The 24,470-nt window shown below is 43.2% G+C and carries 23 protein-coding genes and 4 pseudogenes; 5 read left to right on the top strand and 22 right to left on the bottom strand.

Annotated features, from left to right (window positions below; all coding sequences use genetic code 11):
* Window positions 1–11: 11 nt before the first annotated feature.
* The 6 genes from spoIIIAE to DER53_RS16480 all read right to left on the bottom strand — a co-directional run bounded on the left by spoIIIAE (window position 12) and on the right by DER53_RS16480 (window position 3,654).
* Entirely contained in the window at window positions 12–1,160 is a 1,149-nt protein-coding gene (gene spoIIIAE, locus DER53_RS16455) for a stage III sporulation protein AE (protein ID WP_167317836.1), read from the bottom strand.
* Window positions 1,161–1,200: 40 nt separating this feature from the next.
* Complete coding sequence (gene spoIIIAD, locus DER53_RS16460) at window positions 1,201–1,584, bottom strand: stage III sporulation protein AD (RefSeq protein WP_062678715.1); 384 nt, start codon at window positions 1,582–1,584, stop codon at window positions 1,201–1,203.
* Window positions 1,585–1,605: 21 nt separating this feature from the next.
* Window positions 1,606–1,812, bottom strand: coding sequence for a stage III sporulation protein AC (spoIIIAC, locus tag DER53_RS16465; protein ID WP_015864455.1), 207 nt, complete (start codon window positions 1,810–1,812; stop codon window positions 1,606–1,608).
* Between the two features lie 64 nt (window positions 1,813–1,876).
* On the bottom strand, window positions 1,877–2,389 hold the full coding sequence (gene spoIIIAB, locus DER53_RS16470; protein ID WP_015864456.1) for a stage III sporulation protein SpoIIIAB: 513 nt from the start codon (window positions 2,387–2,389) through the stop codon (window positions 1,877–1,879).
* Window positions 2,386–3,312 carry a stage III sporulation protein AA gene (spoIIIAA, locus tag DER53_RS16475; protein ID WP_062752879.1) on the bottom strand — a complete coding sequence of 309 codons (927 nt, stop codon included), beginning with the start codon at window positions 3,310–3,312 and terminating at the stop codon, window positions 2,386–2,388. Before spoIIIAA ends, spoIIIAB begins: the two co-directional genes overlap by 4 nt.
* Window positions 3,313–3,372: 60 nt before the next feature.
* Window positions 3,373–3,654, bottom strand: a complete 282-nt coding sequence (locus DER53_RS16480; RefSeq protein ID WP_015864458.1) for a YqhV family protein — start codon at window positions 3,652–3,654, stop codon at window positions 3,373–3,375.
* Window positions 3,655–3,841: 187 nt separating this feature from the next.
* Between DER53_RS16480 and DER53_RS16485 the strand changes: the two genes are divergently transcribed.
* Window positions 3,842–4,063 (top strand): hypothetical protein, encoded by a 222-nt coding sequence (locus DER53_RS16485; RefSeq protein WP_062752880.1) that lies wholly within the window; start codon window positions 3,842–3,844, stop codon window positions 4,061–4,063.
* On the opposite strand, the gene efp is transcribed toward DER53_RS16485, so the two are convergent.
* The 4 genes from efp to DER53_RS16510 all read right to left on the bottom strand — a co-directional run bounded on the left by efp (window position 4,060) and on the right by DER53_RS16510 (window position 6,691).
* A complete protein-coding gene (efp, locus tag DER53_RS16490) occupies window positions 4,060–4,617 on the bottom strand; it encodes an elongation factor P (RefSeq protein ID WP_015864459.1) in 558 nt (185 codons plus the stop codon). The two genes, DER53_RS16485 and efp, sit on opposite strands and share 4 nt — an antisense overlap.
* Window positions 4,618–4,644: 27 nt before the next feature.
* A complete protein-coding gene (locus DER53_RS16495; RefSeq protein WP_015864460.1) occupies window positions 4,645–5,706 on the bottom strand; it encodes a M24 family metallopeptidase in 1,062 nt (353 codons plus the stop codon).
* 90 nt (window positions 5,707–5,796) lie between these two features.
* Entirely contained in the window at window positions 5,797–5,925 is a 129-nt protein-coding gene (locus tag DER53_RS17685; protein WP_162839699.1) for a type II 3-dehydroquinate dehydratase, read from the bottom strand.
* Between the two features lie 253 nt (window positions 5,926–6,178).
* On the bottom strand, window positions 6,179–6,691 hold the full coding sequence (locus DER53_RS16510) for a YqhR family membrane protein (RefSeq protein WP_015864461.1): 513 nt from the start codon (window positions 6,689–6,691) through the stop codon (window positions 6,179–6,181).
* Window positions 6,692–6,882: 191 nt separating this feature from the next.
* Here DER53_RS16510 and DER53_RS16515 point away from each other — a divergent pair, with 191 nt between their 5' ends.
* Together DER53_RS16515 and DER53_RS16520 are read left to right on the top strand one after the other, a co-directional pair.
* Entirely contained in the window at window positions 6,883–7,830 is a 948-nt protein-coding gene (locus tag DER53_RS16515; protein WP_062752882.1) for a DUF1385 domain-containing protein, read from the top strand.
* Between the two features lie 18 nt (window positions 7,831–7,848).
* The gene (locus tag DER53_RS16520) at window positions 7,849–8,208 is read left to right on the top strand and encodes an SA1362 family protein (RefSeq protein ID WP_015864463.1); all 360 of its coding nucleotides are present in this window, start codon (window positions 7,849–7,851) and stop codon (window positions 8,206–8,208) included.
* 146 nt (window positions 8,209–8,354) lie between these two features.
* Here the strand turns inward: DER53_RS16520 and DER53_RS16525 are convergent.
* The 4 genes and pseudogenes from DER53_RS16525 to DER53_RS16540 form a co-directional block, all read right to left on the bottom strand.
* Window positions 8,355–9,240 (bottom strand): annotated as a pseudogene (locus tag DER53_RS16525) (patatin-like phospholipase family protein).
* An 89-nt stretch (window positions 9,241–9,329) separates the two neighbouring features.
* A complete protein-coding gene (mntR, locus tag DER53_RS16530) occupies window positions 9,330–9,758 on the bottom strand; it encodes a transcriptional regulator MntR (RefSeq protein WP_015864465.1) in 429 nt (142 codons plus the stop codon).
* A gap of 208 nt (window positions 9,759–9,966) precedes the next feature.
* Window positions 9,967–11,235 carry a DUF445 domain-containing protein gene (locus DER53_RS16535; protein WP_062752884.1) on the bottom strand — a complete coding sequence of 423 codons (1,269 nt, stop codon included), beginning with the start codon at window positions 11,233–11,235 and terminating at the stop codon, window positions 9,967–9,969.
* A gap of 269 nt (window positions 11,236–11,504) precedes the next feature.
* Window positions 11,505–12,079: pseudogene (locus DER53_RS16540) on the bottom strand (DUF2332 domain-containing protein).
* Between the two features lie 115 nt (window positions 12,080–12,194).
* On the opposite strand from DER53_RS16540, the gene DER53_RS16545 reads away from it, so the two are divergent.
* Window positions 12,195–12,653: a hypothetical protein gene (locus tag DER53_RS16545; RefSeq protein ID WP_062752888.1), complete on the top strand. Its 459-nt coding sequence runs from the start codon at window positions 12,195–12,197 to the stop codon at window positions 12,651–12,653.
* Between the two features lie 82 nt (window positions 12,654–12,735).
* Here DER53_RS16545 and DER53_RS16550 read toward each other — a convergent pair whose 3' ends face one another.
* The 5 genes and pseudogenes from DER53_RS16550 to DER53_RS16570 all read right to left on the bottom strand — a co-directional run bounded on the left by DER53_RS16550 (window position 12,736) and on the right by DER53_RS16570 (window position 19,162).
* Window positions 12,736–14,145, bottom strand: a complete 1,410-nt coding sequence (locus DER53_RS16550; protein WP_062752890.1) for a glycoside hydrolase family 18 protein — start codon at window positions 14,143–14,145, stop codon at window positions 12,736–12,738.
* Window positions 14,146–14,273: 128 nt separating this feature from the next.
* Window positions 14,274–16,061, bottom strand: a pseudogene (locus DER53_RS16555) (vitamin B12-dependent ribonucleotide reductase); the annotation flags it as partial.
* Between the two features lie 74 nt (window positions 16,062–16,135).
* The gene (locus tag DER53_RS16560) at window positions 16,136–17,029 is read right to left on the bottom strand and encodes an LAGLIDADG family homing endonuclease (RefSeq protein ID WP_244319663.1); all 894 of its coding nucleotides are present in this window, start codon (window positions 17,027–17,029) and stop codon (window positions 16,136–16,138) included.
* A gap of 252 nt (window positions 17,030–17,281) precedes the next feature.
* A pseudogene (locus DER53_RS16565) lies at window positions 17,282–18,067 on the bottom strand (ribonucleotide reductase N-terminal alpha domain-containing protein); the annotation flags it as partial.
* A 258-nt stretch (window positions 18,068–18,325) separates the two neighbouring features.
* Complete coding sequence (locus tag DER53_RS16570; protein WP_062678729.1) at window positions 18,326–19,162, bottom strand: lipoate--protein ligase family protein; 837 nt, start codon at window positions 19,160–19,162, stop codon at window positions 18,326–18,328.
* Between the two features lie 164 nt (window positions 19,163–19,326).
* Between DER53_RS16570 and DER53_RS16575 the strand changes: the two genes are divergently transcribed.
* A complete protein-coding gene (locus DER53_RS16575; RefSeq protein WP_015864470.1) occupies window positions 19,327–19,701 on the top strand; it encodes a rhodanese-like domain-containing protein in 375 nt (124 codons plus the stop codon).
* Window positions 19,702–19,868: 167 nt separating this feature from the next.
* Here DER53_RS16575 and DER53_RS16580 read toward each other — a convergent pair whose 3' ends face one another.
* The 3 genes from DER53_RS16580 to gcvPA all read right to left on the bottom strand — a co-directional run bounded on the left by DER53_RS16580 (window position 19,869) and on the right by gcvPA (window position 24,456).
* Window positions 19,869–21,062 carry an ROK family transcriptional regulator gene (locus tag DER53_RS16580; RefSeq protein ID WP_062752894.1) on the bottom strand — a complete coding sequence of 398 codons (1,194 nt, stop codon included), beginning with the start codon at window positions 21,060–21,062 and terminating at the stop codon, window positions 19,869–19,871.
* 597 nt (window positions 21,063–21,659) lie between these two features.
* A complete protein-coding gene (gcvPB, locus tag DER53_RS16590) occupies window positions 21,660–23,117 on the bottom strand; it encodes an aminomethyl-transferring glycine dehydrogenase subunit GcvPB (RefSeq protein ID WP_062752896.1) in 1,458 nt (485 codons plus the stop codon).
* On the bottom strand, window positions 23,110–24,456 hold the full coding sequence (gene gcvPA, locus DER53_RS16595; RefSeq protein ID WP_062678733.1) for an aminomethyl-transferring glycine dehydrogenase subunit GcvPA: 1,347 nt from the start codon (window positions 24,454–24,456) through the stop codon (window positions 23,110–23,112). The genes gcvPB and gcvPA overlap by 8 nt, the downstream gene beginning before the upstream one ends.
* Window positions 24,457–24,470: the final 14 nt, after the last annotated feature.

Raw genomic sequence — 24,470 nt, forward strand, 5'->3', positions numbered from 1 at the left:
GCTTTCCCCCTCTAACGAACCATCATCGTGATGTTTCCTGCTGTAATGATAATAGTTAAACTGAGGAAAAACATAAGCGATACGATCGCAAGAGAAGCGAAAACATACGCAATGCTTTTGCTCATAATACTAAGACAAGAAATGACCGGTCCCCCTCCAAGCGGCTGCATCACCGCTGCGGAAACCTTATAAATAAACGCAATGGCAAAAATTTTAAGCGCCGGAAACGCCGCGATGATAAATAAAATGACAACACCGACGATGCCAACTGTATTTTTCAATAACATCGAAGCTGTCACTACCGTATCCGCTGCATCGGTAAACATTTTTCCAACGACCGGGATAAAATTCCCCGTCACAAATTTTGCCGTCCGCAATGCAATGCCATCGGCAATCGCTGACGTTGCTCCTTTCACAGACATGACACCAAGAAAAATCGTCAAAATCACACCAAGTATTCCAATCCCAACTTTCGTGAGCAATTCAGCAAGCTGTGTTACTTTATAATGATCGGTTAACGTACTGACAATGCTTAAAAGCGCAGCTAAAAATAAAAGAGGCAACGTTACGTATTCCACAATCGTTCCCGTCGTATTCATCAGAAAAAGAATAATAGGATGGAAAAATGCCGCGGATATTACTCCCCCTGAAGAAGCTAGCAGCGCCAACAACAGCGGAATCATCGCGATCATAAAATGACTCATCGTCTGGACAGCGTCCAATGCGTAATCCATCGCCACCCGAAAACTATTTAACGCAATAATAAGGAGCACCATATAAACAACCGCGTAGGCAACTTTGCTGACGGTCTGTTGTTCAAATGCGTTTTGCAATGATTGCAGCACCATGCTAAATACCGTTAATAAAATTAAGGTACCAAGCAGCTTTCCGTTTGCTTGTAATTCATAAAAAAGAAATTTTCCAAACGCGATCAGCCATTCTTTTAGTGATAATTGTTTTTCCCCGCTTAAAAACTCGGCAATCGACCCTTTTTGGCTTTCTGGCAAAAATCCTCCGTATTTTGTCACAATATCTTCCCAATATTGACGAATTCCACTTATATCCAGCTGTTCCATTTGCTTTTGCACAAGTTGATCATTCGGCGAAGAAGCTTGTACAACAAATGGCGATAAAAAGAAGAAAAATAAGCCGACGACCATGACTACTTTTTCTTTCAATCCATCACCTCCCATTCTCACGTTATGACGAAGGAATTAAACCGATTACCGTTTCAATAATGGCTGTCAAAATCGGAATGGCCAGCGCCAAAATAATAATTTTCCCGCCAAGTTCGATTTTGGAAGCAATTGCTCCCTGACCAGCATCTTTCGAAATTTGGGCGGCAAATTCGGCAATGTAAGCAATACCAACAATTTTTAAAATCGTTTCAAAATAAATCATATTTATTTTTGTATCAGATGCCATTTTTTGTAACATACGCAAAATCTCGCTAATTTTATCGATGAGGAAAAGGAAAATAACACATCCTACAAATACCGTCAGTAAAAACGCCACACTTGATTTATGTTCTTTCAATAACACTACTAAAAACGTTGCAATTAAGCCAAGACCGACAATTTGCAAAATTTCAATCGCCGCTCCCCCCTAACCTTGAAACAAAAACACATCTTTAATTTTTTGAAACAAGTCGCTGACAATCGAGGCGACCATAAATAAAATGTAAATGAAACCAAGAAGCGTCACCCATTGAGCGTATTCTTTCTTCCCCATTTGATCCAGCACCGTATGCAAAAACGCCACAACAATCCCGACCCCGGCGATTTTAAAAATAATATCCACGTCAATGCCCATTTTGTTCTGCCTCCTGTTTTATCTTAAATAGGCGAGAAGACTCCCACTTCTATGAAGCAAAAGTTCAAATCAATAAAATCACTAGTAACAATCCCGCAAGAACCCCTAAACTTTTCGCCATTTTTTCATAGCGGGCCTGCCTTTCGCGCGCATCCGCCTCTTCGCGCTCCAAATGAGCGAGCGCCAGCGCAATTTGTTTTTGTTGTGTCAGGCGATCATACTGTCCAAGCGTTTCTCCGAATTGTTTCATAATTTCTAACTCCCCCTGCTTTAACGCAGTCTCCTTCCATACCGCCTGCAGGCTTTCTTCCCATGCCTGATGCACACTCGTTTCGCCGACTTGCAGCTTAGCAGCGAATTGTGCAAACAGCTTGGACAGCGGCGATGATATTTGCCTGCTAATATGTAATGCTGCCTCAGATAAAGGAGTATGAGCATACATAATTTCTGCTTCTAATGCTTGCAGGGCCGCCTTTAACTGGCGAAGCTGTCTTGGGCGTTCATGCAACATTCTTGCTGCCTCAAATCCAGCCCATGTTGTCGTCAGCAGAATAAGAAGCGCACCGACAAGTTTCATCTGCTCCTCACCGCCTGTTCATACAGCACCACCCCATTTGCATCAGTAATGCGCCTTACTGTTCCTGGCCCATATTCGTTTGTCAATTCCACAAATCGGTCAAATACACCTTGTTCAATAATCGGACGCAATGTGGGGCGTTGAAACACATCCCTCCATTTTCTACCGTGTACAGTTGTCCATATACATACCCCTGCATTTACTGCTTCTAAAATTGCTTCACTATCTTCGGCACGGCCAATTTCATCCACGATTAGTACGTCTGGACTCATCGAGCGAATCATCATCATCATTCCCTCTGCTTTTGGGCATGCATCGAGTACGTCAACACGGTTTCCGAGCTCAAATTGCGGAATTCCTTTCACACATCCCGCAATTTCAGAACGTTCATCGACAATGCCAACTTTTTGTGATGGAATGTGTTTCTCATTAATTCCCATACTTATCATTCGCGCCGCGTCACGAAGCAGTGTCGTTTTTCCTGTTTGCGGTGAACCGATAATCATCGTGTTATACCAGCGGCCATTGTACACATACGGAAGGAGAGGCTCGGCAATTCCGATTCTTTGCTTAGCAATTCGAATGTTAAAAGAAGTAACATGGCGAATCGCTTTCACGCTTCCGCCGTCTGTCACTACTTTTCCTGCTAGTCCAACACGATGGCCTCCTTGTACTGTAATAAACCCTCGCTTGAGCTCTTCTTCTATGGCATAAATCGAATATTGGCTTAGTTTATTGAGCAAATGTATGCCATCTTCGGAAGTCACTTGATATGGCAAAAAATGTGCTTTCCCTTTTACGATCACTTCTAATGGACGAAGAACTCTCACCCGAATTTCCTCGATTTGCTCATGCCATGAAGGAGGCAGTTGTTGCAATATCGCAGCAATCGTTTTTGGAAGTATATCCCATACAGCTTGCATTTTGTTCCTCCTTCCTGATGGACTAGTTCATATGTATGGGATAAAAAACGAATTTATGACTTACTTATAAATACCGATGAGAATAAGAATGACCCCTAAAGCGATAAAACCTAATTTCGAAAAAGAAAGCTCGTCTGCTAAAGAAAGCAGGCCAATCGTCATCGTGATGATAAAAATAGTCGGTCCAACCACTGCAAGGATTGCATTGACGGCCAACGCTTTTTTGACATCATTGAACAGCAGCATGACAAGAGCAGCGATCATCTCTATCGCAGCCGACAGCAACCGCATTCCTGCCATTGACAAAACAGCTGGTTCGATAAATTGCAGCCACCGTTTCATTTGTTCCTCCTAATATAAAAATGAGATGGTTAGTACAAGCGTATGCCGTAACAGGGAATTTCAGAAGAGATTTTTTTGCGACAATGAACTCTTAAGAAGAGGTATATGGACACATTTTCAAAAACAGTTTTATAATGGAAGAAGAGGGGGATGGTAAATAATCATCGAAAACGAAGGGGGGAAAATTATGTGGAAACTTTCTACATTCGGGAAAATTACCTTTTGGATTGGATGTATATTTGCAGTTCCCGGAATTTTTGGTCTGTTCCATAATTTTTTGCTAGCAAGAGATATATCGACATCGATTAATTATGTCTTCATTGGCGTCATGCTCATCAGTGCATCTTTTTTATACGAAAAGAAAAACAAAAAACCCCCTGCGCCAAGCGCAAGGGGCAAACAACGTTAGGCACGGGAAACGTATGTGCCATCTGCTGTGTTGATAATTAACGTGTCTCCTTCATTGACAAAGAACGGAACTTGAACAACAAGACCAGTTTCTAACTTCGCTGGCTTCGAACCGCCAGAAGCGGTATCGCCTTTAATGCCCGGTTCTGTTTCTACTACTTTTAATTCAACAGTATTTGGAAGTTCTACCCCAATCGTTTCACCTTGGTACATCATGATGTAAACTTCCATGTTTTCTTTTAAAAATTTCAATTCATGTTCGATTTGTTTCGCCGGAAGTTCGATTTGCTCGTATGTTTCCATATCCATAAATACGTGCTGATCGCCGTTGGCATATAAATATTGCATTTTTCGCGTATCGATTTGCGCGCGGTTTACTTTTTCACCAGCGCGGAACGTTTTTTCCTGAATCGCACCTGTACGAAGGTTGCGAAGTTTTGAACGGACAAATGCCGCACCTTTACCAGGTTTGACGTGCTGGAAGTCCATAACACGCCAAATATCGCCATCTACTTCAATCGTTAATCCTGTACGAAAATCGTTTACTGAAATCATCCGTTAAAATCCTCCCACACGATAAATTTATAAAATGATCAGTTCTTTTGGCGAATGAGTCAGCGATTCATTACCGTTTTCGGTGACAACCGTATCATCTTCAATGCGCACGCCGCCAAGTCCCGCTATGTAAATGCCCGGCTCTACGGTGACAACCATTCCAGGCTCGAGCACAACATCGGAACGAACTGATAGCGCCGGTCCTTCATGAATCTCCAATCCAATCCCGTGACCAGTCGAATGCCCAAAATACTCTCCATATCCTTTTTCTGTAATGTAATCACGAGTAAGCGCATCCGCTTCCTTTCCGGTCATTCCGGGCTTAATCCCTTCCATGCCGCGCAATTGAGCTTGGAGCACAATGTCATAAATCGTTTTCAACTCGTCGCTAATTTCGCCCACTGCGACTGTTCTTGTAATGTCGGAACAATATCCTTTGTAATAGGCGCCAAAATCAAGGGTGACGAGCTCGCCTTTTTCAATGACTTTATCAGTTGCCACTCCATGCGGCAATGCAGAGCGGTAGCCAGATGCGACAATGATATCAAATGAAGAGGAAGTCGCACCTTGTTTGCGCATAAAAAATTCCAGCTCATTCGCCACATCAATTTCTTTTACGCCTGGACGAATAAAGGAAAGAATGTGTTCAAATGCCGCATCGGCAATTTCCGCCGCTTCCTTTAATATCTTAATCTCTGATTCCGACTTAATCAAGCGCAACTTTTCAATCACATTGGAAGTCGGGACGAGTTTCGCGTTAACCTCTTTTTCATATGCTTTAAACGTTGCATAAGAAATGTCTTCTTGCTCAAAACCGAGCTTTTGAATGTTGAGGCGGGCAACTTGCTTAGCGACTTCTTCTATAATCGGTCCGGTATGTTTTATAATTTCAAAACCTTGCACTTGTTTGGACGCTTGCTCGACATAGCGGAAATCAGTAATAAATACCGCTTTATCTTGGCTAATGACAGCGACGCCTGCCGTACCCGTAAAACCGGTAATATAACGACGGTTATATGGATTGGTTACAAGCATTCCGTCAATGCCATGTTCGGCAAACGATGCACGTAATTTTGCTAATTTTTCCATATTCACTCTCCTCTTCCTATATGTCTAATAACGCTAAAATGGCTATCCGCTACCCTGCTAATCCAAAGGCAAAATTAAAACAGTGACAGACTAATGACGAAGCGGCTCACGCGCGTGAATATTGGAAATATGTACTTCCACCACTGGGGCGCTAACATTAGCAATCGCGCCATGAATTGCATAGCTATAATGTGTAGACGCACCGACATTTAAAATGATTTTCCATCCATCTCATGAATACTGCTCTGAAAGCAAGTTAACGTTGCACCCAACGCGCTCCTCAGCAAACGATATTCATTCCTGTTCTAAGTTATGGAGCGTTGTGCTTCCATAAAATACGGTTCCCGCTTGCCAAGAAGATTCAAGTTCGGACCGTTAATGAGAAGAAGATGCGCTATGTTCATAACTGCTTCAATCATCGAAAGAATATTTAAACATTCATTATTTTATCATAAAAGCGCACCGCCTCACACTACTTATTTGCTGTTTTCGTTTGTGTTTGTCGATTCATTTCTTGCATTTCAAATGAAATCGAATATCCGATGAAAACTCCATATAAAATGTATAAACAAAGTGTCGTAATAATTGTATTCCGCTCTAAATGTGAAACAGCTTCCAAATTCGGAAAAAGCGGATTTAACCCATAAAATACGATAAGCCATAAAACGACGCCGTACAAAATTCCTCCCCACATTCCTTTAATTTGTTTTAAGGCAACATAATAAATAAGAGCGACTAATATGGATAATAATCCGATGAGAAAAATGGCGATGTAATTTCCAAGCTTTCCGTATTTCCAGTCACCGGCAACCCATGGGAACAAAATCATATTTGGGCTAATTTCCGTAAAGTGAAAAAAGTAAGCTAAATATCCTAATAGACTCCAAAATACTCCACCGACAAACCCAGTAATCACGACTTTCATAAGAATAGACATCGGGCGCTCCTTCTTATTTTGCTCATACTGCGCCTGATTTTCTGCCATTTCGCTTTGCACCTCCTTATAGGTAGTATGACCGATTATCAATAAAGTCATGAATATAACGATAAAAAAGCACAACATCGTATGTGTAAATATTGAAATTTTTGGAAATAATAATTATTGCACCAATCTAGAGGTTTCTAGATGTTTCTTGTAGAATAAAATTAGTAAAGAAAAATAGGTTGGTGTCAACAATGAAAAACATAACAAAACCAGTGTATGGCGGCCAGGCAGTGGTAGAAGGGGTCATGTTTGCTGGAAAAATATATTCTGTTACCGCAATTCGCCGCAAAGATCATTCCATTGAATACTTTCGTTTGCCGCGCCAAACAAATCCAACAGTTGCGTTTCTCAAAAAAATCCCGTTTATTCGCGGAATCGTCGCGATTATAGAAGCGAGCGCAAACGGGGCGAAACACTTGCAGTTTGCCAGCGAGCGTTATGAACTAGATCCAAACGAAGAACAAGCTTTGCAAAAAACAAAAACGGATTCGTCAAAACTTTCCCTCGTACTTGGCGTCGCAGTGATCGGGGTATTGTCCTTTTTATTCGCTAAAACCATTTTTACGCTTGTTCCTGTATTTTTAGCAGCATCCTTAAAACCGTTATTTCCTACAAAAATGGCACAAATTTTTGTAGAAGGAGCGTTTAAGCTTGCTTTGCTGCTAGCTTATATTTACTTTATTTCTTTAACCCCACTCATTAAACGCGTTTTTCAATATCATGGCGCGGAACATAAAGTAATCAACGCGTTCGAAGCAGGACTTCCTCTTACGGTAGAGAACGTCCAGCGTTCATCCCGGCTTCACTATCGCTGCGGCAGTAGCTTTATTTTATTTACTGTCATCGTCGGCTTATTTGTATATATGTTTGTTCCAACAGACCCTCTCTGGTTAAGAGTAGTCAACCGGCTTGCTCTTATTCCGGTTGTACTTGGCATTTCGTTTGAGGTATTGCAGTTTACGAATAAATTGCGTAATATCCCGGTTTTACGCTGGCTCGGTTACCCTGGTTTATGGCTACAGCTTCTTACCACAAAAGAACCGACAGATGACCAAGTCGAAGTTGCGATTGCTTCCTTTCAAGAGCTGCTTCGTTTAGAGAAAAACGTGGAAACAGAAACAAAAGCAGTTCAGTATTAATGTAAGGGGGTGGATTCATTGCGGCGCGGTGCCATTCATCCGCTTGTCGGGATTATCCTTTTTTTCGGAGTGTTCGGTTTCATATACGCCATTTTCGAACAGCCGACCGCTCTGTTTCGAAAAGCGATGTTCATTGCTCTTATGATTGCGGGAATATATGTTATCTATCATTTTGTTTTCAGACGACGTGTCAATAAAGATCATATCGCGTATTTAAAAGCGGTTCGCCAATCGAAAAAACTCCATCCCCAAGCGGTTCGAAAACAAAAAACAAAAAGTACGAATCTAAAAATGAAACGCCTGCCAAGAAAACGAACCACTCATTTAACCGTCATCGAAGGAAAAAAAGGCAAAAAAAAGAATCGAGCATCGTTTTAGCTTGATTCTTTTTATTTTTGAAAAACTATATCAATTACGCTTTGACGCCTTTCTTCTATTTTTCACGAAGCCAGAATGGCGACATTTCGCCGCCCGAACGACGCGGACCGCTTTTAGACGAAATTGGGGTGCCTCCGCTTTTCTAGTTAATACGTCCATTTTGTGAGAAATTGTTCGGTTTTTTCTCTTCCGTATTGAATTAAGCGGTCTCTAATATCTGGGGTGAGGGAAAATTCGGTGGAAAAAACATTTTCTACAGGAAGAAACACGATATTTTTTTCATGTCTCCGGGAAATGTAGCGGGTATCGTGTGCCTCCTTCATTGCGCTAAAAAGAGCTTCAAACAATTGGATGGCATTGTTAATGTTTCGCTTTGGCCTTTCCGTAAGCTTCGCGCTTAACTGTATGCCAAGAACAGGTCGTTTTTTTCACTTTCTTTTCTTCATCAAATAAAAAAAGCGGGAAATTGCTGAGCACACCTCCGTCTACAATGATATATTTTCCTTCCTTCGTCTGTAATTTGACCGGTTCAAAAAAATATGGGATGCTAATGCTCATTCGAACCGCTTTGGCAACAGAAAATGTTGCTGGGTCGATTCCGTATTGCGGCAAATCATCTGGCAAAATACACATTCGTCCATTGGTGACATCTGACGCAATGATATATAAACTTTCTTTCGGCAAATCACCAAATGTTTTGACATCGCGTGCTGCCAATACTTCCTTTAACCATTGTTCAAATGCATCCCCTTTATAAAGTCCCATCCGCCAATAAAGCCTCACCCATTTCCATACTGGAAATGGAAACGGGCATTTCCGTTCATCAAGGAAACGCTCTAGCTCCAATTCATCCAACAAATCGGTCATTTCCTTGCTTGTATATCCCGCGGCAATCAATGCGGCAATGAGTGATCCTGCGCTCGTCCCAGCAAGCCGTCTCCAGCGAAGTCCTTTTGCTTCAATTGCTCCGTAAGCACCAATGAGCGCAAACCCTTTTATTCCACCGCCAGAAAATACGATGTCAATCTCCATGCTGCCTCCCCCTCTTATTTGCCGTTTGTATATATGTAAGAGGGAGAAACCCAATTTAGTACGCCAAATAAAAAAGAGTAAGATTTCCCTTACTCTTCTGCTTGTTCGTTCCGTTTTTGAATGTTACGAAGCGTCTCGATGCGCTTTGGATCTTCCTGGAAATATTGCACCAAATCGCCGATGCGGTCAATCGCGTTCCAGCTTAAATGGTGTTCAATTCCCTCGACATCGTGATAAATGTTTTCCTCATCCACACCGATAATGCGCATAAATTGTTCTAACAATTCGTGGCGGTATACAAGTCTTTTTCCGATTTTCTTTCCTTTCGCCGTTAACACTAAACCGCGGTATTTTTCATAAACTAAATATTCATCTTTATCCAATTTTTGCACCATTTTTGTGACAGAGGAGGGATGTACGGACAATGCCTCAGCTATATCTGATACTCGCGCATATCCTTTTTCTTCGATTAAAATGTAGATTTGTTCAATATAATCTTCCATACTTGGTGTCGGCAATTTCTGTTCCCTCCTATAAAACCATTGTAAGAAAAAAATAACAATCAGTATTATTATATCATGAGGGCTTAAAATGACAAGATTGGACTTCCTCTTCAGGGAAAAACTCGTCAATATATCGCTCATCTGTTAAAAATTTGTCATAAAATTTTCCACTACGAACAGAATGTTCCTCGTTTGCCATCCGATTCTTTTGGCGCTAGAACCATTAAATCAGCGCTTTGATTCCCGTTAAAAAAATCCCGATAATAAAACCGCAAATAGCTCCATTCACCCGAATCCATTGCAGGTCTTTTCCGATTTTATTTTCCATCATATGAATAAGCGTTTCATCATCCAGCTTATCCAAATTCTCCTGTACCAGCTTGCCTATTTTTGAATGGTTCTCTTCAACAAGGTTGTTAATTTCCTTTTTTATCCAATTCTCGATGATATTGATTTTTATTGGATCTTCTTTTAGTTTGTTCAGAAAGCGTGTTAAAAAGGGAAGAAGATACATATCCACAAACTTGCTGTCTTGAACAAAGGCCAATGCTTTCTGCTGAGCTTTCTGCAAAATTCCTGTTATTTTTTCAGCTGGCTCCCAATCAGCAATAAGATGGTTCTTCCAATTTTCGATTTCTTCCAACAGTTCCTTATTGTCCTTTATGTTTTTCAATTCCGTACGAACATGCAAAAGCAAAGCCTTCCTGTTTGGATTATCAGTCTGGCGCAAACTGCTTACAACACTAAGAAGGAAGTTTTGTAGTATGCTGCCGAGTTTTTCTTCATTCAATAGATTCTGAAAAGACTTTAACGCAAACTGCAGAAAACCGTCTAACTTTATATTGTCAAGCGCCCGTATTGCCAGATTTCCGAGTTGATTCTTTGTGGTACTTTTCCTTATCCATTCTTCTGCCTTGCCAAGAAGATAATCTAACGCCTTCTCATCATATTCACGAATGAGCGCTTGATTGATGGCAGACTGAAGAACAGTGCACATTTTAATGGAATAAAAAGAAGACTTTATTTCTTTTTCAACAAAAGGGGTAATTTTTTCAAGATTGATATGACTGATCATTTGTACGACGAGTGACACAGCCCCTTTTTTAACTGAGTCTGAATGAAGCATTTTCTCAAGGACGGGCAACATTTTCTCTGTAAAATGGATTTGTTTGATTTTATCCCTAATGCTTTCTTTTGAAAGCCAATCATTTTCAAGTGTAGAAACGAGTGCTTTTGTCATTCTTTCCCGATTTTTAGGCAAAAGAGCTGTATGGGGGATGGGAAGCCCCAATGGATGTCGGAATAAGGCAGTAACAGCGAACCAGTCGGCTAATCCACCCACAAGCCCCGCCTCAAAGCCTCCTTGTAGTAATCCGCCTAGAAACGATCCTTGGAAAGGAATGGTTGCGACAAAGCCGGTTCCCATAACAACAAGCGAAAAACTAGCTAATCGCTTTGATTTCTTTGGTTGCTTTGACTTTTTAGATATCATGCTTCCCTCATCCTTTATGATATAAATTACTTTAACCAAATGAGTGTAAAATGATGCACAAAGGAGTACTATGTCCAGCTTTTCTCGAATCCAACTTCTTGACGGTACCAAATATCGTTACAGATATGATATTGCCTTACAACAATATAGCAAATCTTTGTTCATATTTCATTCACATAGACTGGAATGACGCTGTTCTGTCTTTTCAATGAACCTCTCCCACCTACACTCTGTTTAGAGGTGGGAGACTTCTCGGTGGACATGTTAAATTAGCTGTGATCAAGCTCCCAGCGAAACCAACGGCATGTCCATCTGTTTCTGCGACAATTTCGTTATGTTCGATGCCATCGATAAAGTAGTCAAGATGAAGCTTTGTGTCCCACATATTGTTATATAGATGGAAAATATCCCTCATTTGGCCAATCTCCCGAATTTGTTTGATAAGAAGCTGTTTTGCTTTATCAGGAATTTGGTTCGCCACATGGGTGTGAAACACGCAAATAATAGTATCTTCTGGAATTGTAGCTACTATGTTAGGTAAGAGCGCTATTCCATCTCCTTCTATGAAGCGGACAGGCGTTTGCTGCAGGCAGCGGGCGGCTTTTTGAAATAATTCGCGCCGCTCTTTATGCTCCGGCCAAATAAGCGCTTGCATCCATAAATAGTGCACCGCTCCAAATAACAAGTTCGGAATCGGCTGGCCGCTTCGGGCAGCTGAAGCAAGGCGCAATATCTCTTCATCTTCGGCAACGTTTAATGACAGCTGTTCGTACAGTTCACTAGACCCACGGCATTCACGAATGGCAAAACGGCGAAACCGCTCAGAAATAATCTTTAGCGACATCTTTATCTTCTCCTCTCGTTTTCTATTCGTCAAAAACTTCTTTTCTCCCATTATCCATCATGACATTCCATTCCGGCAATGGTACAATGGAGTCAATAGAAAGGAGGGACATAAAATGGCGCAAGAATTAATCGAATTATTTCGTTCCGTTTTAAAAGAAGAGCTACAGCCGGTTCATGAGCGGCTTGGTCGTCTCGAAGAGGGACAACAGCGGCTCGAAGAAAATCAACTTCGCTTGGAAGAACGACAGCAGCGATTGGAAGAACGGCAACAGCGGTTGGAAGAGCGACAGCAACGGTTGGAAGAACGGCAACAACGATTGGAAGAGCAACAGCAGCGGTTAGAAGAGCGGCAACAACGTTGGGAAGAAAAACTAGACAATTTCCTTATTGAAACAAGAAGTCATTTCAAAAAAATCGAAGAAGAATTAGCTGAGCACCGCCGGATGTTTGAGCTGCTTTCCAATGACTGGAGAAATGCGAAAATCGACATCGACTATTTAAGCGCAAAAACCGGAAAACATGACGCGGAAATTCATCAAATAAAGAAACGGCTCGAATTACAGCAGCTATAAACAACCATCCCCACAAACGAAAAAAAGCGCGTGCTGTCGGAGTGACCCGCTTACACGCACCTTCGTTGGAAAAGGCCATTTATCATCGCTTGCGAATTTGAAAATTGTCCTCTAACAGCACCCAATTTTCCGGATAAGAATAACCAAGCACCCAATAGCTAATGCCTCTTAGCTGATATTCTTTCACCAACTCAAATTTTGCCTGGGCACTGCGGGCATCCTCAAACCAGACTTCATGCGTCCGCCCCTGGCTGTCGACATAGCGGTAAAACGGCGATGCGGCGATTGGATCGTATTGAATCGTTGCGCCATAACGAACCGCCCTTTCTACTGCCTCCTGCGGGCTGAACGTTTCCGCCTCTTGCCCTTGTACGTGCGGAAGAACCCAGTCGCGCGCATAAACTTGAAATCCCATAAAAATTTTGTTTCTTGGTATCACGGTGACTGCATAATCGAGCACTCTTCTAATTTGATGAACAGGGGAAATCGCTTGCGGCGGACCAAGCCGGTATCCCCATTCATACGTCATCAGCACGACAAAATCGGCAATTCTCCCATGGGCTGGGTAATCATGCGCCTCATATAACAGCCCTTTTTGCTCCCCGCTTGTTTTTGGAGCAAGAGAAGTGGATACAAAATAGCCTTCCTGATGAAGGCGCTCCACAGCGCGTTGCAAAAATTGATTATACCGCTCGCGATCAGACGGATAGACGTTTTCAAAGTCAATGTTCAACCCTCGATACCCTTTTTCCCGCATCGTACGGACAATATTATCAAGCAGCCGGTTTTGCAATTGTGTATTGGAGAGTATCGTTTGCGCCAGCCTGGATCCCGGATCTTTATACGTAAAATTGGTGATCGCCATCATTGGAACGACCCTTTCTGCCGCTATAGCCTGAATGATGGCCGAATCATTGAACGGATCGAGTCCGCCATCTGCTCTGATTGTATATGCAAACGGAGATGCGTACGTTAAATGGCGGCCTACTTCCCGTACTTGCTGCGCCCCTTTTTCCCCCGGATCAATCGTAAATGCATTCACTTCAATGACCGACTTAGAATGAGGAATCGTTAATACCATGCCGGGGAAAATTACGTTTGGATCGGCAATCCGATTGACTTGCAGGATCTCTTGCACGGTCATCCCATACCGCGCGGCGATTTGCGACAACGTTTCTCCCCGCCGCACCGTGTGGGTTCTTGGCGGAATAAGAAGAACCGTTCCTTGATAAAGGACGGAAGGATTGCTGATTCGGTTGGCCCGAACAATCGCATCCATTGAAACGCCGTATCGCCTAGCGATAGCCCATAATGTTTCTCCCGGACGAACGGTATGATAGCGATATGGAACCGGAATGACGAGCGCCTGCCCGACCGCGAGACGATTGGGATCTTTGAGACCATTAGCCGCAATGATTTGATCCAGCATCACCCCGTAGCGTTGAGCAATCGCCCATAAGTTTTCCCCTCTCTGCACAATATGGATCAGCATCGTCTTCCTCCCCCAGTCAATAATTACACCTCATGCTACTATATTTTCGTTTTTCTGCTCTTATGAATGAAAAAAGCTGGCTCAGTCAGTTGACTAAGCCAGCTTTCCGTTTTATTGATTTGCCTTGCTTACAGCCCGCATTTTAGCTGTGCGCCGCAGCTTGTGCATGTGTTGCAGCCGCCGATTTCTTCGACCGTACCTTCACGGCAAACCGGGCAAATGTTGCCGACTTCGGACCCGATCGTTACATCAGTTGCGCGCAAATCTTGAATCGTATCAACGAGAACAACGGCGCGTTTTGTTTCTTTGTCCTCTTCCTCTTCCGGGAGCAGTTCGAGCTGCTCTTCGGGCGTATTTTCTTCCGCTTTCAGTGTCAATACTTGCGCATCGCGGCTTCCGTCCACATAGACCGTACCGCCTTTTGCGCCGCCGCGCCATAAGCGTTCATATACTTTTTGCACTTGCTCAACGGTATATCCTTTTGGCGCGTTTACCGTTTTTGAAAGGCTGGAGTCGACCCAGCGCTGAATGATGCATTGCACATCCGCATGTGCTTCCGGCGATAAATCCATCGCCGTGACAAACCAATGCGGCAAGTTGTTCGGATCCGCTTCCGGATGTTTGTCCAAATATTCTTGAACGATATCGGCCTTCACCTCAATAAACTTGCCTAGGCGGCCGCTGCGGTAGTAAGAGAAGGAAAAATATGGTTCAAGCCCTGTAGAAACCCCAACCATCGTTCCAGTGGATCCAGTCGGAGCGACCGTAAGCAAATGCGAATTGCGAATGCCGTATTTCAAAATATCTTGGCGAATATCTTCCGGCATTCGTTTCATATAGCCGGTATTAATAAACGCTTCCCGCAGTTTTTGCGTTTCTTCTTCCGTTTCCCCAACAAGGAATGGGAAGCTGCCTTTTTCTTTCGCTAGTTCAATTGACGCGCGATAAGCGGTCGTCGCAATCGTCTTAAACAATTCATCGACAAGTTTGTTTCCTTCCTCAGAACCGTACTCTTTTTCGCAGTAAATAAGCAAATCAGCTAGTCCCATAACGCCAAGACCGATGCGGCGCTCCCCGAGCGCTTGTTTTTTGTTTTCTTCTAGGAAATACGGCGTTGCGTCAATAACGTTATCTTGCATTCTCACGCCGATTTCGACGGTGCGTTTTAATTTTTCATAGTCGACGACTTTCTTTTCTTTATCGACCATATTCGCCAGGTTAATGGCTGCTAGGTTGCAGACGGAATATGGTGCGAGAGGTTGTTCCCCACACGGGTTTGTCGCAACCACTTTTTGACCGTACGCTCGGGCGTTCGTCATTTCGTTGGCGTTATCGATGAAGAAAATGCCTGGTTCCGCGGAATACGTCGCGCAAATATTAATCAGCTTCCAAAGCTCGCGGGCGCGAATTTTGCGGTACACGCGCACGCGGTATCCCATTTTCTCCCATTCGCGTACATCGCCGACTTCGTGCCATTTTTCGTTGTAAATTCGCATTTCTTCTTCTGAGTAAGTTTCTACATCCGGGAAGCGCAGTTCGTACTCTTCATCTTTTTCGACGGCTTCCATAAACTCTTTTGTCAGGCAGACGGAAATGTTTGCTCCTGTTAAAAAGTCCGGATTATGTACCGTGTATGTGCCGCCTGTACGTAATTTTTCTTCTGCTTCTTTAATAATTTCTTCACTGAAGCCGCCGTAGCCCGGAACGTTTTTGTAGTTGACGATTGCTTGGTACATTGCTCGTTCCCGTTCGGTAAGCGGCGTGAATTTCAGTTTATCTTGCGCCGCTTTTTTAATTCCTTCGTCTTCCATATTTTCAATTAAATAGCGCAAAATGCGCGGATTTTGCATTTTTGAGACGATGAACTCGATAATGTCCGGATGCCAGTCTGCCAGCATAATCATTTGCGCGCCACGCTATTTGTTACTCACTCCATATGATGGAGCGGGCTAGGTCATTTCTGCCTAGCTCTCCGTCTTTCGAACGGAGGTCAGACTATATCATCAAAGAAGAGATCAGAGAACTTTTCATATTTACGATTCAATTTTATATCTCCATGTTGATAAAGGTAATGGAATATTTTTCTGAGATCTTCGATGCTTGAAATATAAAGATCAAAACAACCTGCTTTTTCGGTCAATGTATTAACATTTTGTGCAATATCTTTGGATTTCAAGAATTTCAAGATTCCTTCTAACAATTGTCTTGATCCGGTAATACCAAATCGTGCTCTCAAATAAGTTTTATTTCTGTCTGGATAGTATCTTTGATATACTCTTATGTTACCATCAGCATCGAACACCCCACGTAAGAAGCTCCATTGCAATGCATCATTGTTAAATTCTATCCAAGGTTCACTTCCTGACTTTTGAGAAGTTATCCCTAATCGAATTAAGTCATTGCACATCTTTGTTGAGTTGATAACTAGTGAATATTTATTTTGCTCATTAGGAGCATTTTTCTTTCTAAATTTGATAGCCTCTTCCATGTTTAATTCTTTTGCTATATCATAAAGCAATTGTTTATCTTCTTCTGCTAAAGTTAAGATAAGACGCTTTGATTTTTTACGGTTAACTATTGTTCCATCACCTAGGATATAGCCAGCTAAATATGCTTGATTTGGAGTTTTTATATCAGCGAAATAATCTTCATTATAGTTATATTTTTTGTTTGCTAATTTACCTGCTTCTCCAGGTTTTCTGATTTCAAACATTTTCATTTCTTCATTCCATCTTTTTAAAGTTCCTCTATTTATACCTAACATTTCAGCTATTTTAACTTGGCTATATCCTTGTTCATGGAGATATTTTGCTTTCTTCATGATCTCTTCTTTGTCTCGTGCCTCGTAACGTCGTTGCCGAGCGTTACGATTTACTCCTTCCATGGCCCCCAATATACCAACCACCTTGATTAATATTATAATTTTAATTTAATTATATTGGGAGCTGTAGGAAGTTTCAATAGTCGTTGAACCTTCATCTCCGTTTCCAGAGATGCTTGGCTGCTGGTTGCCCATTGTTACATCCAACTTGTTTTCAAACCATCACGCTCGCCGTTGCCGGCCACGTTGTGGTCAAGTTGGCTTTAGGGGGTTCCAGCAATTCACGAGATTTTACTCCCGCCATGGCGCTTTTTAACGGGAGCCACCTTGTTCGACAAGGTGGGTTAATTTCGCAATATCGTCAAGCCAGGAGACCGATCCGGACGATTTTCCGTTCACCCCGCGCGCTAACGTGTTGCGCGGACGCAATGTCGAGCCATTCGTGCCGACGCCGCCGCCGCGGCTCATAATTTCCATTACTTGTTTGCGATGCTCGGAAATCCCTTCACGCGAATCTTTTATAAACGGCATGACATAGCAGTTGAAATACGTCACATCTTTCCCGGACCCTGCGCCGTACAATACGCGGCCCGCTGGAACAAAGTTCAAGCTGACAAGCTCTTGATAAAACTTTTCAAACCACTCTTTCCGTTTTTCCTCCGTTTTTTCCACCGCTGCCAAGCCTGTTGCATTTCGTTTCGCGATTTGTTCGTAAAAGATTTCGAGCGGTTTGTCGATCACATCAAGCGGGCGGACGACGGTTCCCGTCTCTGCTTCTTCTCCTTCGAGTACGTGTCGATATTCTTCCTCAACGAGCACTTTCGCTTTTTTTGCTTCCCAATCAATATCAACGATAAAGCCCAAGCCGCGAGCCGGGAATTTCGGATCTTCTTTAATCGTCAATACGACAAAATCGCCGACTCCCAGCGTCAATTTTTCTGTATCTTTAAATGAGTAGCGATCCAACATCACTAAACGAGAAACGCCTTTATGCGTAATTTTCATATCCTCCGTAATTGGATGCACTTGCGGAAAAAGACGAATATCCTCATTCAACTTTTCGATATTAATTTTCATTTTTTCCGAAGACGCGACCGTCATTCTCCAATCTCTCCTCTTCTTTCTATTTTTTTATTACTTTTCTGCCTGCGTGTTCTGTCTTTTCTACCTTACCATATTAACCATAAAAAAACAATATATAGTATGTTTTTTAACAAAAAACATACTATATATTGTGTTTTGGTCAACTGTTTTTCATTTTGTCAAATAAAAAAAACAATAGAAAACGGCGAAAAAAGGAGAGAAACGAAAAAATTACGCCTTTTTTGCCGATAAATGAATGATTTTCCATGTTGCCAATCAGCGTTTGAAATTCCATTCATCGCTTTCATATTTCGTTCGTGCTAGCTCATGAACATATTCTAGTTCTTCCGGCGATAACGTATATGGTTCCAGCACGATATCAAGCCCTTTTTCAAATCCTTTATAAAACGCTTCTTTCGCTTCTTCGATCGTAATCTTGCGGTTGGTCAATTCGTTAATCGCCACCGCCTTGTTTTTAAAATTGCGTTGCAGGCGCTCTTTTACCCGTTCGTTTGGATATTTAAACAAGCTGAAAAGCAAATCTTCATCCAAGTCAAGCAAAATCGAGCCGTGCTGCAAAATAACCCCTTTTTGCCGCGTCTGCGCACTGCCGGCAATTTTGCGGCCTTCGACGACAAGCTCATACCATGACGGCGCATCAAAACAGACGGCAGATCTTGGGCTTCTTAAATCCGCTTTCTCCTCTTCCGTTTTTGGCACGGCAAAATAGGCATTTAAGCCGAGAAAACGAAATCCTTCTAAAATTCCTTGCGAAATCACCCGATACGCCTCGGTCACCGTTTTTGGCATATCCGGATGTTCTTCGGAAACAATCACACTATACGTCAGCTCTTTATCATGAAGAACGCCTCGTCCTCCTGTCGGCCGTCTCACAAACCCAAGGCCATGGCGTTTTACCGCTTCTAAATCAATTTCTTTTTCCACTTTTTGAAAATACCCGATCGATAACGTCGGCGGATTCCAACCATAAAAGCGAATCGTCGGCGGAATTTTGCCTTCGCTATGCCAGTCTAAAAGCGCCTCATCTAGCGCCATATTAAACGAAGGAGAACAGTATCCGGAGTCGATAAAGCGCCAAATTTCTTTTGCCATCTTTCAACCCTTCTTTTAATTTTAAAGTTTGCGTCTACTAGTTTAACAAACAATCCGAATCATGGAAAGAAAAACGCTGTTATACTCTTGGAAAATATTTTGCTTATCAAAAGCAACGCTTATATAATAGAAGTTGGCAAATGAACGGAAAGGGGGCGCTACTTGTGGAAATATTGCTTATTATTCTCGGCGCAATCATCATCTATTCTGTTGTCACCTATCTCATGCAGCGAAAAATAGTAAAAGCATTAACAGAAGAAGAATTCCGCGCCGGTTATCGCAAAGCGCAATTAATTGACGTCCGCGAACCGGATGAGTTTGCGGCTGGACATATTTTAGGAGCGCGCAATATTCCTTTGACCCAACTGCGCATGCGCATGAAAGAGTTGCGAAAGGATCAGCCAATTTATTTATATTGCCAAAACGGGCTGCGCAGCGGCCGCGCCGCGCAAATGCTGTACCGTAAAGGATACCGCGATTTGTACCATTTAAAAGGCGGTTTTAAAACATGGACGGGGAAAATCAAGAAAAAGGCTTAAGGCAGCTAGAAAGGATAGATGGAAGCCGCGAAACGCTTTCATCTATCCTTTTTTCTCATCGTCAATTATAAAGAAAACAGTAGGCTCCGCTTTACTTTTTGCCAAAGTGAAGGATTTATTATGCAATAAGGTGCCCAAAAAACGTTTAGGGCACCCAGTTTAGACTGCTAGGAAATGACTTCTAACTCCGAAGGCATCACTACTTTTTCTAGTACAGAAGCCACGGCGCCGATCGCACAGCTTTTTTCCAATAACTGTGATGGAATAATGAACGGACCGTTCCCATTTTTCACTAATATCCTTTTTTCGACTTCTTCCCGTGCCGGCTCCAGCACCCATTTGCCCGCCTTGCCAATCGTACTGCCGACAATAACGGCTTCCGGGTTATACGCATAAATGATATGTAAAATGCCGATCCCCAGGTAATGGCCGACCTCCGCCAATATTTGCGCCATTTGCTTGTCGCCGCTTTCAGCTAATGCGCGTACTTTCTCTACGGAAAAGCCTTCTAACATGGAATGATAATGTTCCTGCTCGAGCCGACGCTGAATATACTTTTCTGACGCGTACATCTCCCAACATCCGTTATTGCCGCAGCTGCAACGAAAGCCGTGAACGTCAATGACATGATGGCCGATTTCGCCGGCAATGCCATCAATCCCGCGGTATAGCTGGTTGTGAATGATGACTCCGGCGCCGATCCCGATCCCGGCGCTGACATATACAAAATTCGCAAACTCTTTGCCGGCGCCAAACCATTTTTCACCGAGCGCCGCCAACTTTGCTTCGTTTTCAATAATAATCGGATAATTTGGCCATTGTTTTTGAAGAATGGAAGAAAGGGAAACATGATCCCAATGAAGGTTCGGCGCAAATACAACAAGCCCTTCTTCCGCATCCACAATCCCTGGCACGCCAATGCCGATGCCCATTATTCCATACGGAGTAGTCGGCGCCTGGCGAATGGCTTCGTGAATCATCGCGATCATTTTTTCGATGATTGTTTCCTGCTTTTCATTGGCACGAAAATGGCACATCTTTTCCCAAATGATCTCGGCGTTTAAGTCCGTTAACACGGCATAAATGTAGTTGACCCCCAACTCTATGCCGATTAGTGAGCCAGCCGCTTCGTTAAAGCGGAGCATGAGCGGCCGGCGGCCACCGGTGGAAACGCCAATTCCGCTTTCGCTGACAAAATGTTCGGAAATTAATTCATCGACTAACGCTGATACCGTAGCCTTGTTTAATCCGGTGATTTTGGCGATCTCCGCCCGCGAAATATTATTTTTTTCGCGAATCAGCTTTAATACGATCTGTTTATTGATTTTTTTGACGAGTCCTATATTTCCTGTTCGCACCATATACGGTCATTCCTTCTACAACCTTTTTAGTATGCCGCGCGAATAGGCGGATGAGTCTCTGATCAATATCCATCGCCAGCGGCTGTATGAAAAAAGTTTATCTCGTGAGCCATGACATATGCAAACGCACGCAGCAATTCTTCATCGCTTACTTTTTCCCACGATCCCTGCGGCCAAAACTGATTTCACCCACTACTAATCGCTGTTCCTCAGTCTCCTATATTCCATCTTTGATGTACAATACAAAAACGACTTATTGCTTCTGTTTAATAACATTAGTTTATATACTAAACTAACATAGTTTTTATGTCAATAAAAAACAGATGAATTCATCTTCTTTGCAGAGAAAGGAACTATGTGTTTGTGGTATGGGCATTACTTTTCATTAACTAAAAGATACACTTCATCAGTCCATCACTCTCGTTTTTTGTGCACGTTCTTCTTGAAACGATTTGACAGGATAGCGCATGATTTCCTGTATGTAACCGATGAGCATCTTTTCACTTCCTTCATTATTTTCTTATTTTTCTGTCTACAATTAATATACAAAAACAAGCGATCCATTCCCAGCGGAATGAATCGCTTGTTTTATTCGTTTTATCGTTTTTGGTAGCGCAAGATTGGCTTGCGCGCAGCTGTCGTTTCGTCGAGGCGTTTGACAACGGTCGTATGCGGTGCTTCTTGCACGATTTCTGGATTTTCTTCCGCTTCTTTAGCGATTTGAATCATCGCATCGATAAACGCGTCTAACGTTTCTTTCGATTCGGTTTCCGTCGGCTCGATCATCATGCATTCCTCGACAATAAGCGGGAAATATACTGTCGGCGGATGGAAGCCGAAATCCAGCAAACGCTTAGCAATATCGAGCGTGCGGACACCGAGTTTCTTTTGCCGTTTGCCCGACAAGACAAATTCATGCTTGCAATGGCGGTCGTACGGCAACTCGTAATATTCCGCGAGACGGCGCATCATATAGTTGGCATTTAACACGGCATATTCCGTCACCGCTTTTAAACCGTCTGGACCCATGGAGCGAATATACGTGTAAGCGCGGACGTTAATGCCGAAATTGCCGTAGAAAGGTTTTACGCGTCCAATCGCTTGCGGTCGGTTATAGTCCAAATAATAGCCATTTTCCCCTTTTGAAACGACCGGCTTTGGTAAAAACGGGATAAGGTCCGCTTTCACCCCGACTGGACCGGAGCCTGGACCGCCTCCACCGTGCGGACCAGTAAATGTTTTATGCAAGTTGAGATGCACGACATCAAACCCCATATCTCCCGGTCTTGCCTTGCTTAATACAGCATTTAAATTAGCGCCGTCATAGTACAGCTTTCCGCCAGCTTCATGCACAATCTCGGCCATTTCTAAAATATTTTTCTCAAACAAGCCGAGCGTATTTGGATTTGTAAGCATCAATGCCGCTGTATCCGGGCCAACGACGCGTTTTAAATCTTCTAAGTCCACTAACCCGTCTTCTGTCGACTTGACAGTAACGGTTTCAAAACCGGCTACCGTTGCGGAAGCTGGATTCGTTCCGTGAGCGGAGTCAGGAATAATCACTTTCGTCCGGTGAAAGTCGCCGTTTGCCTCGTGATACGCACGAATCATCATCAGCCCTGTCCATTCGCCGTGCGCTCCCGCCGCCGGCTGTAGCGTAACGGCGTCCATCCCGGTGATTTCTTTTAAATGCTCCTGCAGGTCATACATTAATTCTAACGCACCTTGCACCGTTTCCTCAGGCTGAAGCGGATGAATATGAGCAAATCCAGCGAGACGTGCGACATTTTCATTGATTTTCGGATTGTATTTCATCGTACAAGAACCGAGCGGATAAAAGCCGGAATCGACGCCATGATTCCGTTTGGACAATGCGGTGTAATGGCGCATAATATCGAGTTCCGACACTTCTGGAAGCTCCGGCTCCTCCGTACGAATATAATCGGCCGGTACGACATCTTCGACATGGACAGCCGGAACATCTAACTCCGGCAAACTATAGCCAATGCGCCCAGGTTTGCTTAATTCAAAAATAAGCGGCTGATCTTTATGCATGGCAATCCCCCAATTCTTTCACGAACGTGTCGATTTCTTTTTTTGTTCGCAATTCGGTTACCGCAATTAACATATGATTTTGCAATTCCGGATAATCGCGGCCGACATCATAACCGCCGATGATTCCTTTTTCAAGAAGGCGTTTGTTCACTTCCGCCACCGGCTTGCGAAGCCGGATAACAAATTCATTGAAAAACGGCCCGGTAAACGGCACATCAAACCCGTGTTTGACGAATTCATTTTTCGCATACTGCGCTTTTTGTATATTCATCGCCGCCATTTCTTTCACACCTTTTTTGCCAAGCGCCGTCATCGCAACAGAAGCAGCGAGCGCGTTTAGCGCTTGGTTCGAGCAAATATTGGACGTCGCTTTATCGCGGCGAATGTGTTGCTCGCGCGCCTGCAATGTCAACACAAAGCCTCTTCGTCCTTCTTCATCGCTCGTCTGTCCGACAAGGCGTCCAGGAATTTTGCGTATTAGTGCTGATTTGACGGCAAAATAGCCGCAATGCGGTCCGCCAAATTGCATTGGAATGCCAAATGGCTGGGCATCGCCGACAACGATATCTGCGCCAAACTGTCCTGGCGGAGTAAGGATGCCAAGAGCAAGTGGATTGCTCGCAACAACGAACATGCTTTTTCCGCTATGGGCGATCGGTTCGATGTCTTTTAGCGGTTCAATTTGTCCGAAAAAGTTTGGATATTGAACAATAACACAAGCAACTTCCTCATCCATTTCCATCTTTAATGCCTCTAAGTCGGTTACGCCATTTTGAAACGGAATTTCTACGACACAAAGCCGCTGTCCTTTTGCGTATGTTTTCACCACATCGCGGTATTCCGGATGAACCGTTTTCGATAGCAATACTTTTTTCTTTTTCGTATGCGCAGCACTTAATAGCATTGCTTCCGCTAGTGCTGTGCCTCCATCGTACATGGAAGAGTTCGCTACATCCATTCCTGTCAATTCACAAATCATCGTTTGAAACTCGAAAATCGCTTGCAGTTCGCCTTGCGAGATTTCCGGCTGATATGGAGTATATGCTGTGTAAAATTCAGAACGTGAAATAACATGATCCACAATCACAGGAATATAATGATCATACACTCCTGCACCTAAAAAGGACGTATATTTTTTCGTATCCGCGTTTTTCTCTGCAAGCGCGGACAGTTCTTTGAACAGTTCCGGCTCCGATTTCGCCTTTTTAATGTTTAACTCGCCGCGAAAGCGTACGCTTTCCGGAATATCCGCAAACAAATCATCAATCGAATCAACGCCAATTACCTTCAACATTTCCCGCTTATCTTCTTCTGTCATCGGCAAATAACGATGAAGCACGTCCATTCTCCCCT

The organism is Parageobacillus toebii NBRC 107807, assembly GCF_003688615.2.
GTDB lineage: Bacteria > Bacillota > Bacilli > Bacillales > Anoxybacillaceae > Parageobacillus_B > Parageobacillus_B toebii.

Excerpts from the sequence above, each read along its gene's own strand:
- DER53_RS16550 (WP_062752890.1), bottom strand. The coding sequence starts at position 14,145 with ATGCTGATCCATATTGTGCAGAGAGGGGAAAACTTATGGGCGATTGCT.
- DER53_RS16535 (WP_062752884.1), bottom strand. The coding sequence starts at position 11,235 with ATGATATCTAAAAAGTCAAAGCAACCAAAGAAATCAAAGCGATTAGCT.
- DER53_RS16560 (WP_244319663.1), bottom strand. The coding sequence starts at position 17,029 with ATGGAAGGAGTAAATCGTAACGCTCGGCAACGACGTTACGAGGCACGA.
- DER53_RS16480 (WP_015864458.1), bottom strand. The coding sequence starts at position 3,654 with ATGAAACGGTGGCTGCAATTTATCGAACCAGCTGTTTTGTCAATGGCA.
- DER53_RS16570 (WP_062678729.1), bottom strand. The coding sequence starts at position 19,162 with ATGGCAAAAGAAATTTGGCGCTTTATCGACTCCGGATACTGTTCTCCT.
- spoIIIAC (WP_015864455.1), bottom strand. The coding sequence starts at position 1,812 with ATGGGCATTGACGTGGATATTATTTTTAAAATCGCCGGGGTCGGGATT.
- DER53_RS16485 (WP_062752880.1), top strand. The coding sequence starts at position 3,842 with ATGTGGAAACTTTCTACATTCGGGAAAATTACCTTTTGGATTGGATGT.
- DER53_RS16545 (WP_062752888.1), top strand. The coding sequence starts at position 12,195 with ATGGCGCAAGAATTAATCGAATTATTTCGTTCCGTTTTAAAAGAAGAG.
- efp (WP_015864459.1), bottom strand. The coding sequence starts at position 4,617 with ATGATTTCAGTAAACGATTTTCGTACAGGATTAACGATTGAAGTAGAT.
- DER53_RS16510 (WP_015864461.1), bottom strand. The coding sequence starts at position 6,691 with ATGGCAGAAAATCAGGCGCAGTATGAGCAAAATAAGAAGGAGCGCCCG.
- spoIIIAB (WP_015864456.1), bottom strand. The coding sequence starts at position 2,389 with ATGAAACTTGTCGGTGCGCTTCTTATTCTGCTGACGACAACATGGGCT.
- gcvPB (WP_062752896.1), bottom strand. The coding sequence starts at position 23,117 with ATGCATAAAGATCAGCCGCTTATTTTTGAATTAAGCAAACCTGGGCGC.
- DER53_RS16515 (WP_062752882.1), top strand. The coding sequence starts at position 6,883 with ATGAAAAACATAACAAAACCAGTGTATGGCGGCCAGGCAGTGGTAGAA.
- spoIIIAA (WP_062752879.1), bottom strand. The coding sequence starts at position 3,312 with ATGCAAGCTGTATGGGATATACTTCCAAAAACGATTGCTGCGATATTG.
- DER53_RS16495 (WP_015864460.1), bottom strand. The coding sequence starts at position 5,706 with ATGGAAAAATTAGCAAAATTACGTGCATCGTTTGCCGAACATGGCATT.
- spoIIIAE (WP_167317836.1), bottom strand. The coding sequence starts at position 1,160 with ATGGTCGTCGGCTTATTTTTCTTCTTTTTATCGCCATTTGTTGTACAA.
- DER53_RS16580 (WP_062752894.1), bottom strand. The coding sequence starts at position 21,062 with ATGGTGCGAACAGGAAATATAGGACTCGTCAAAAAAATCAATAAACAG.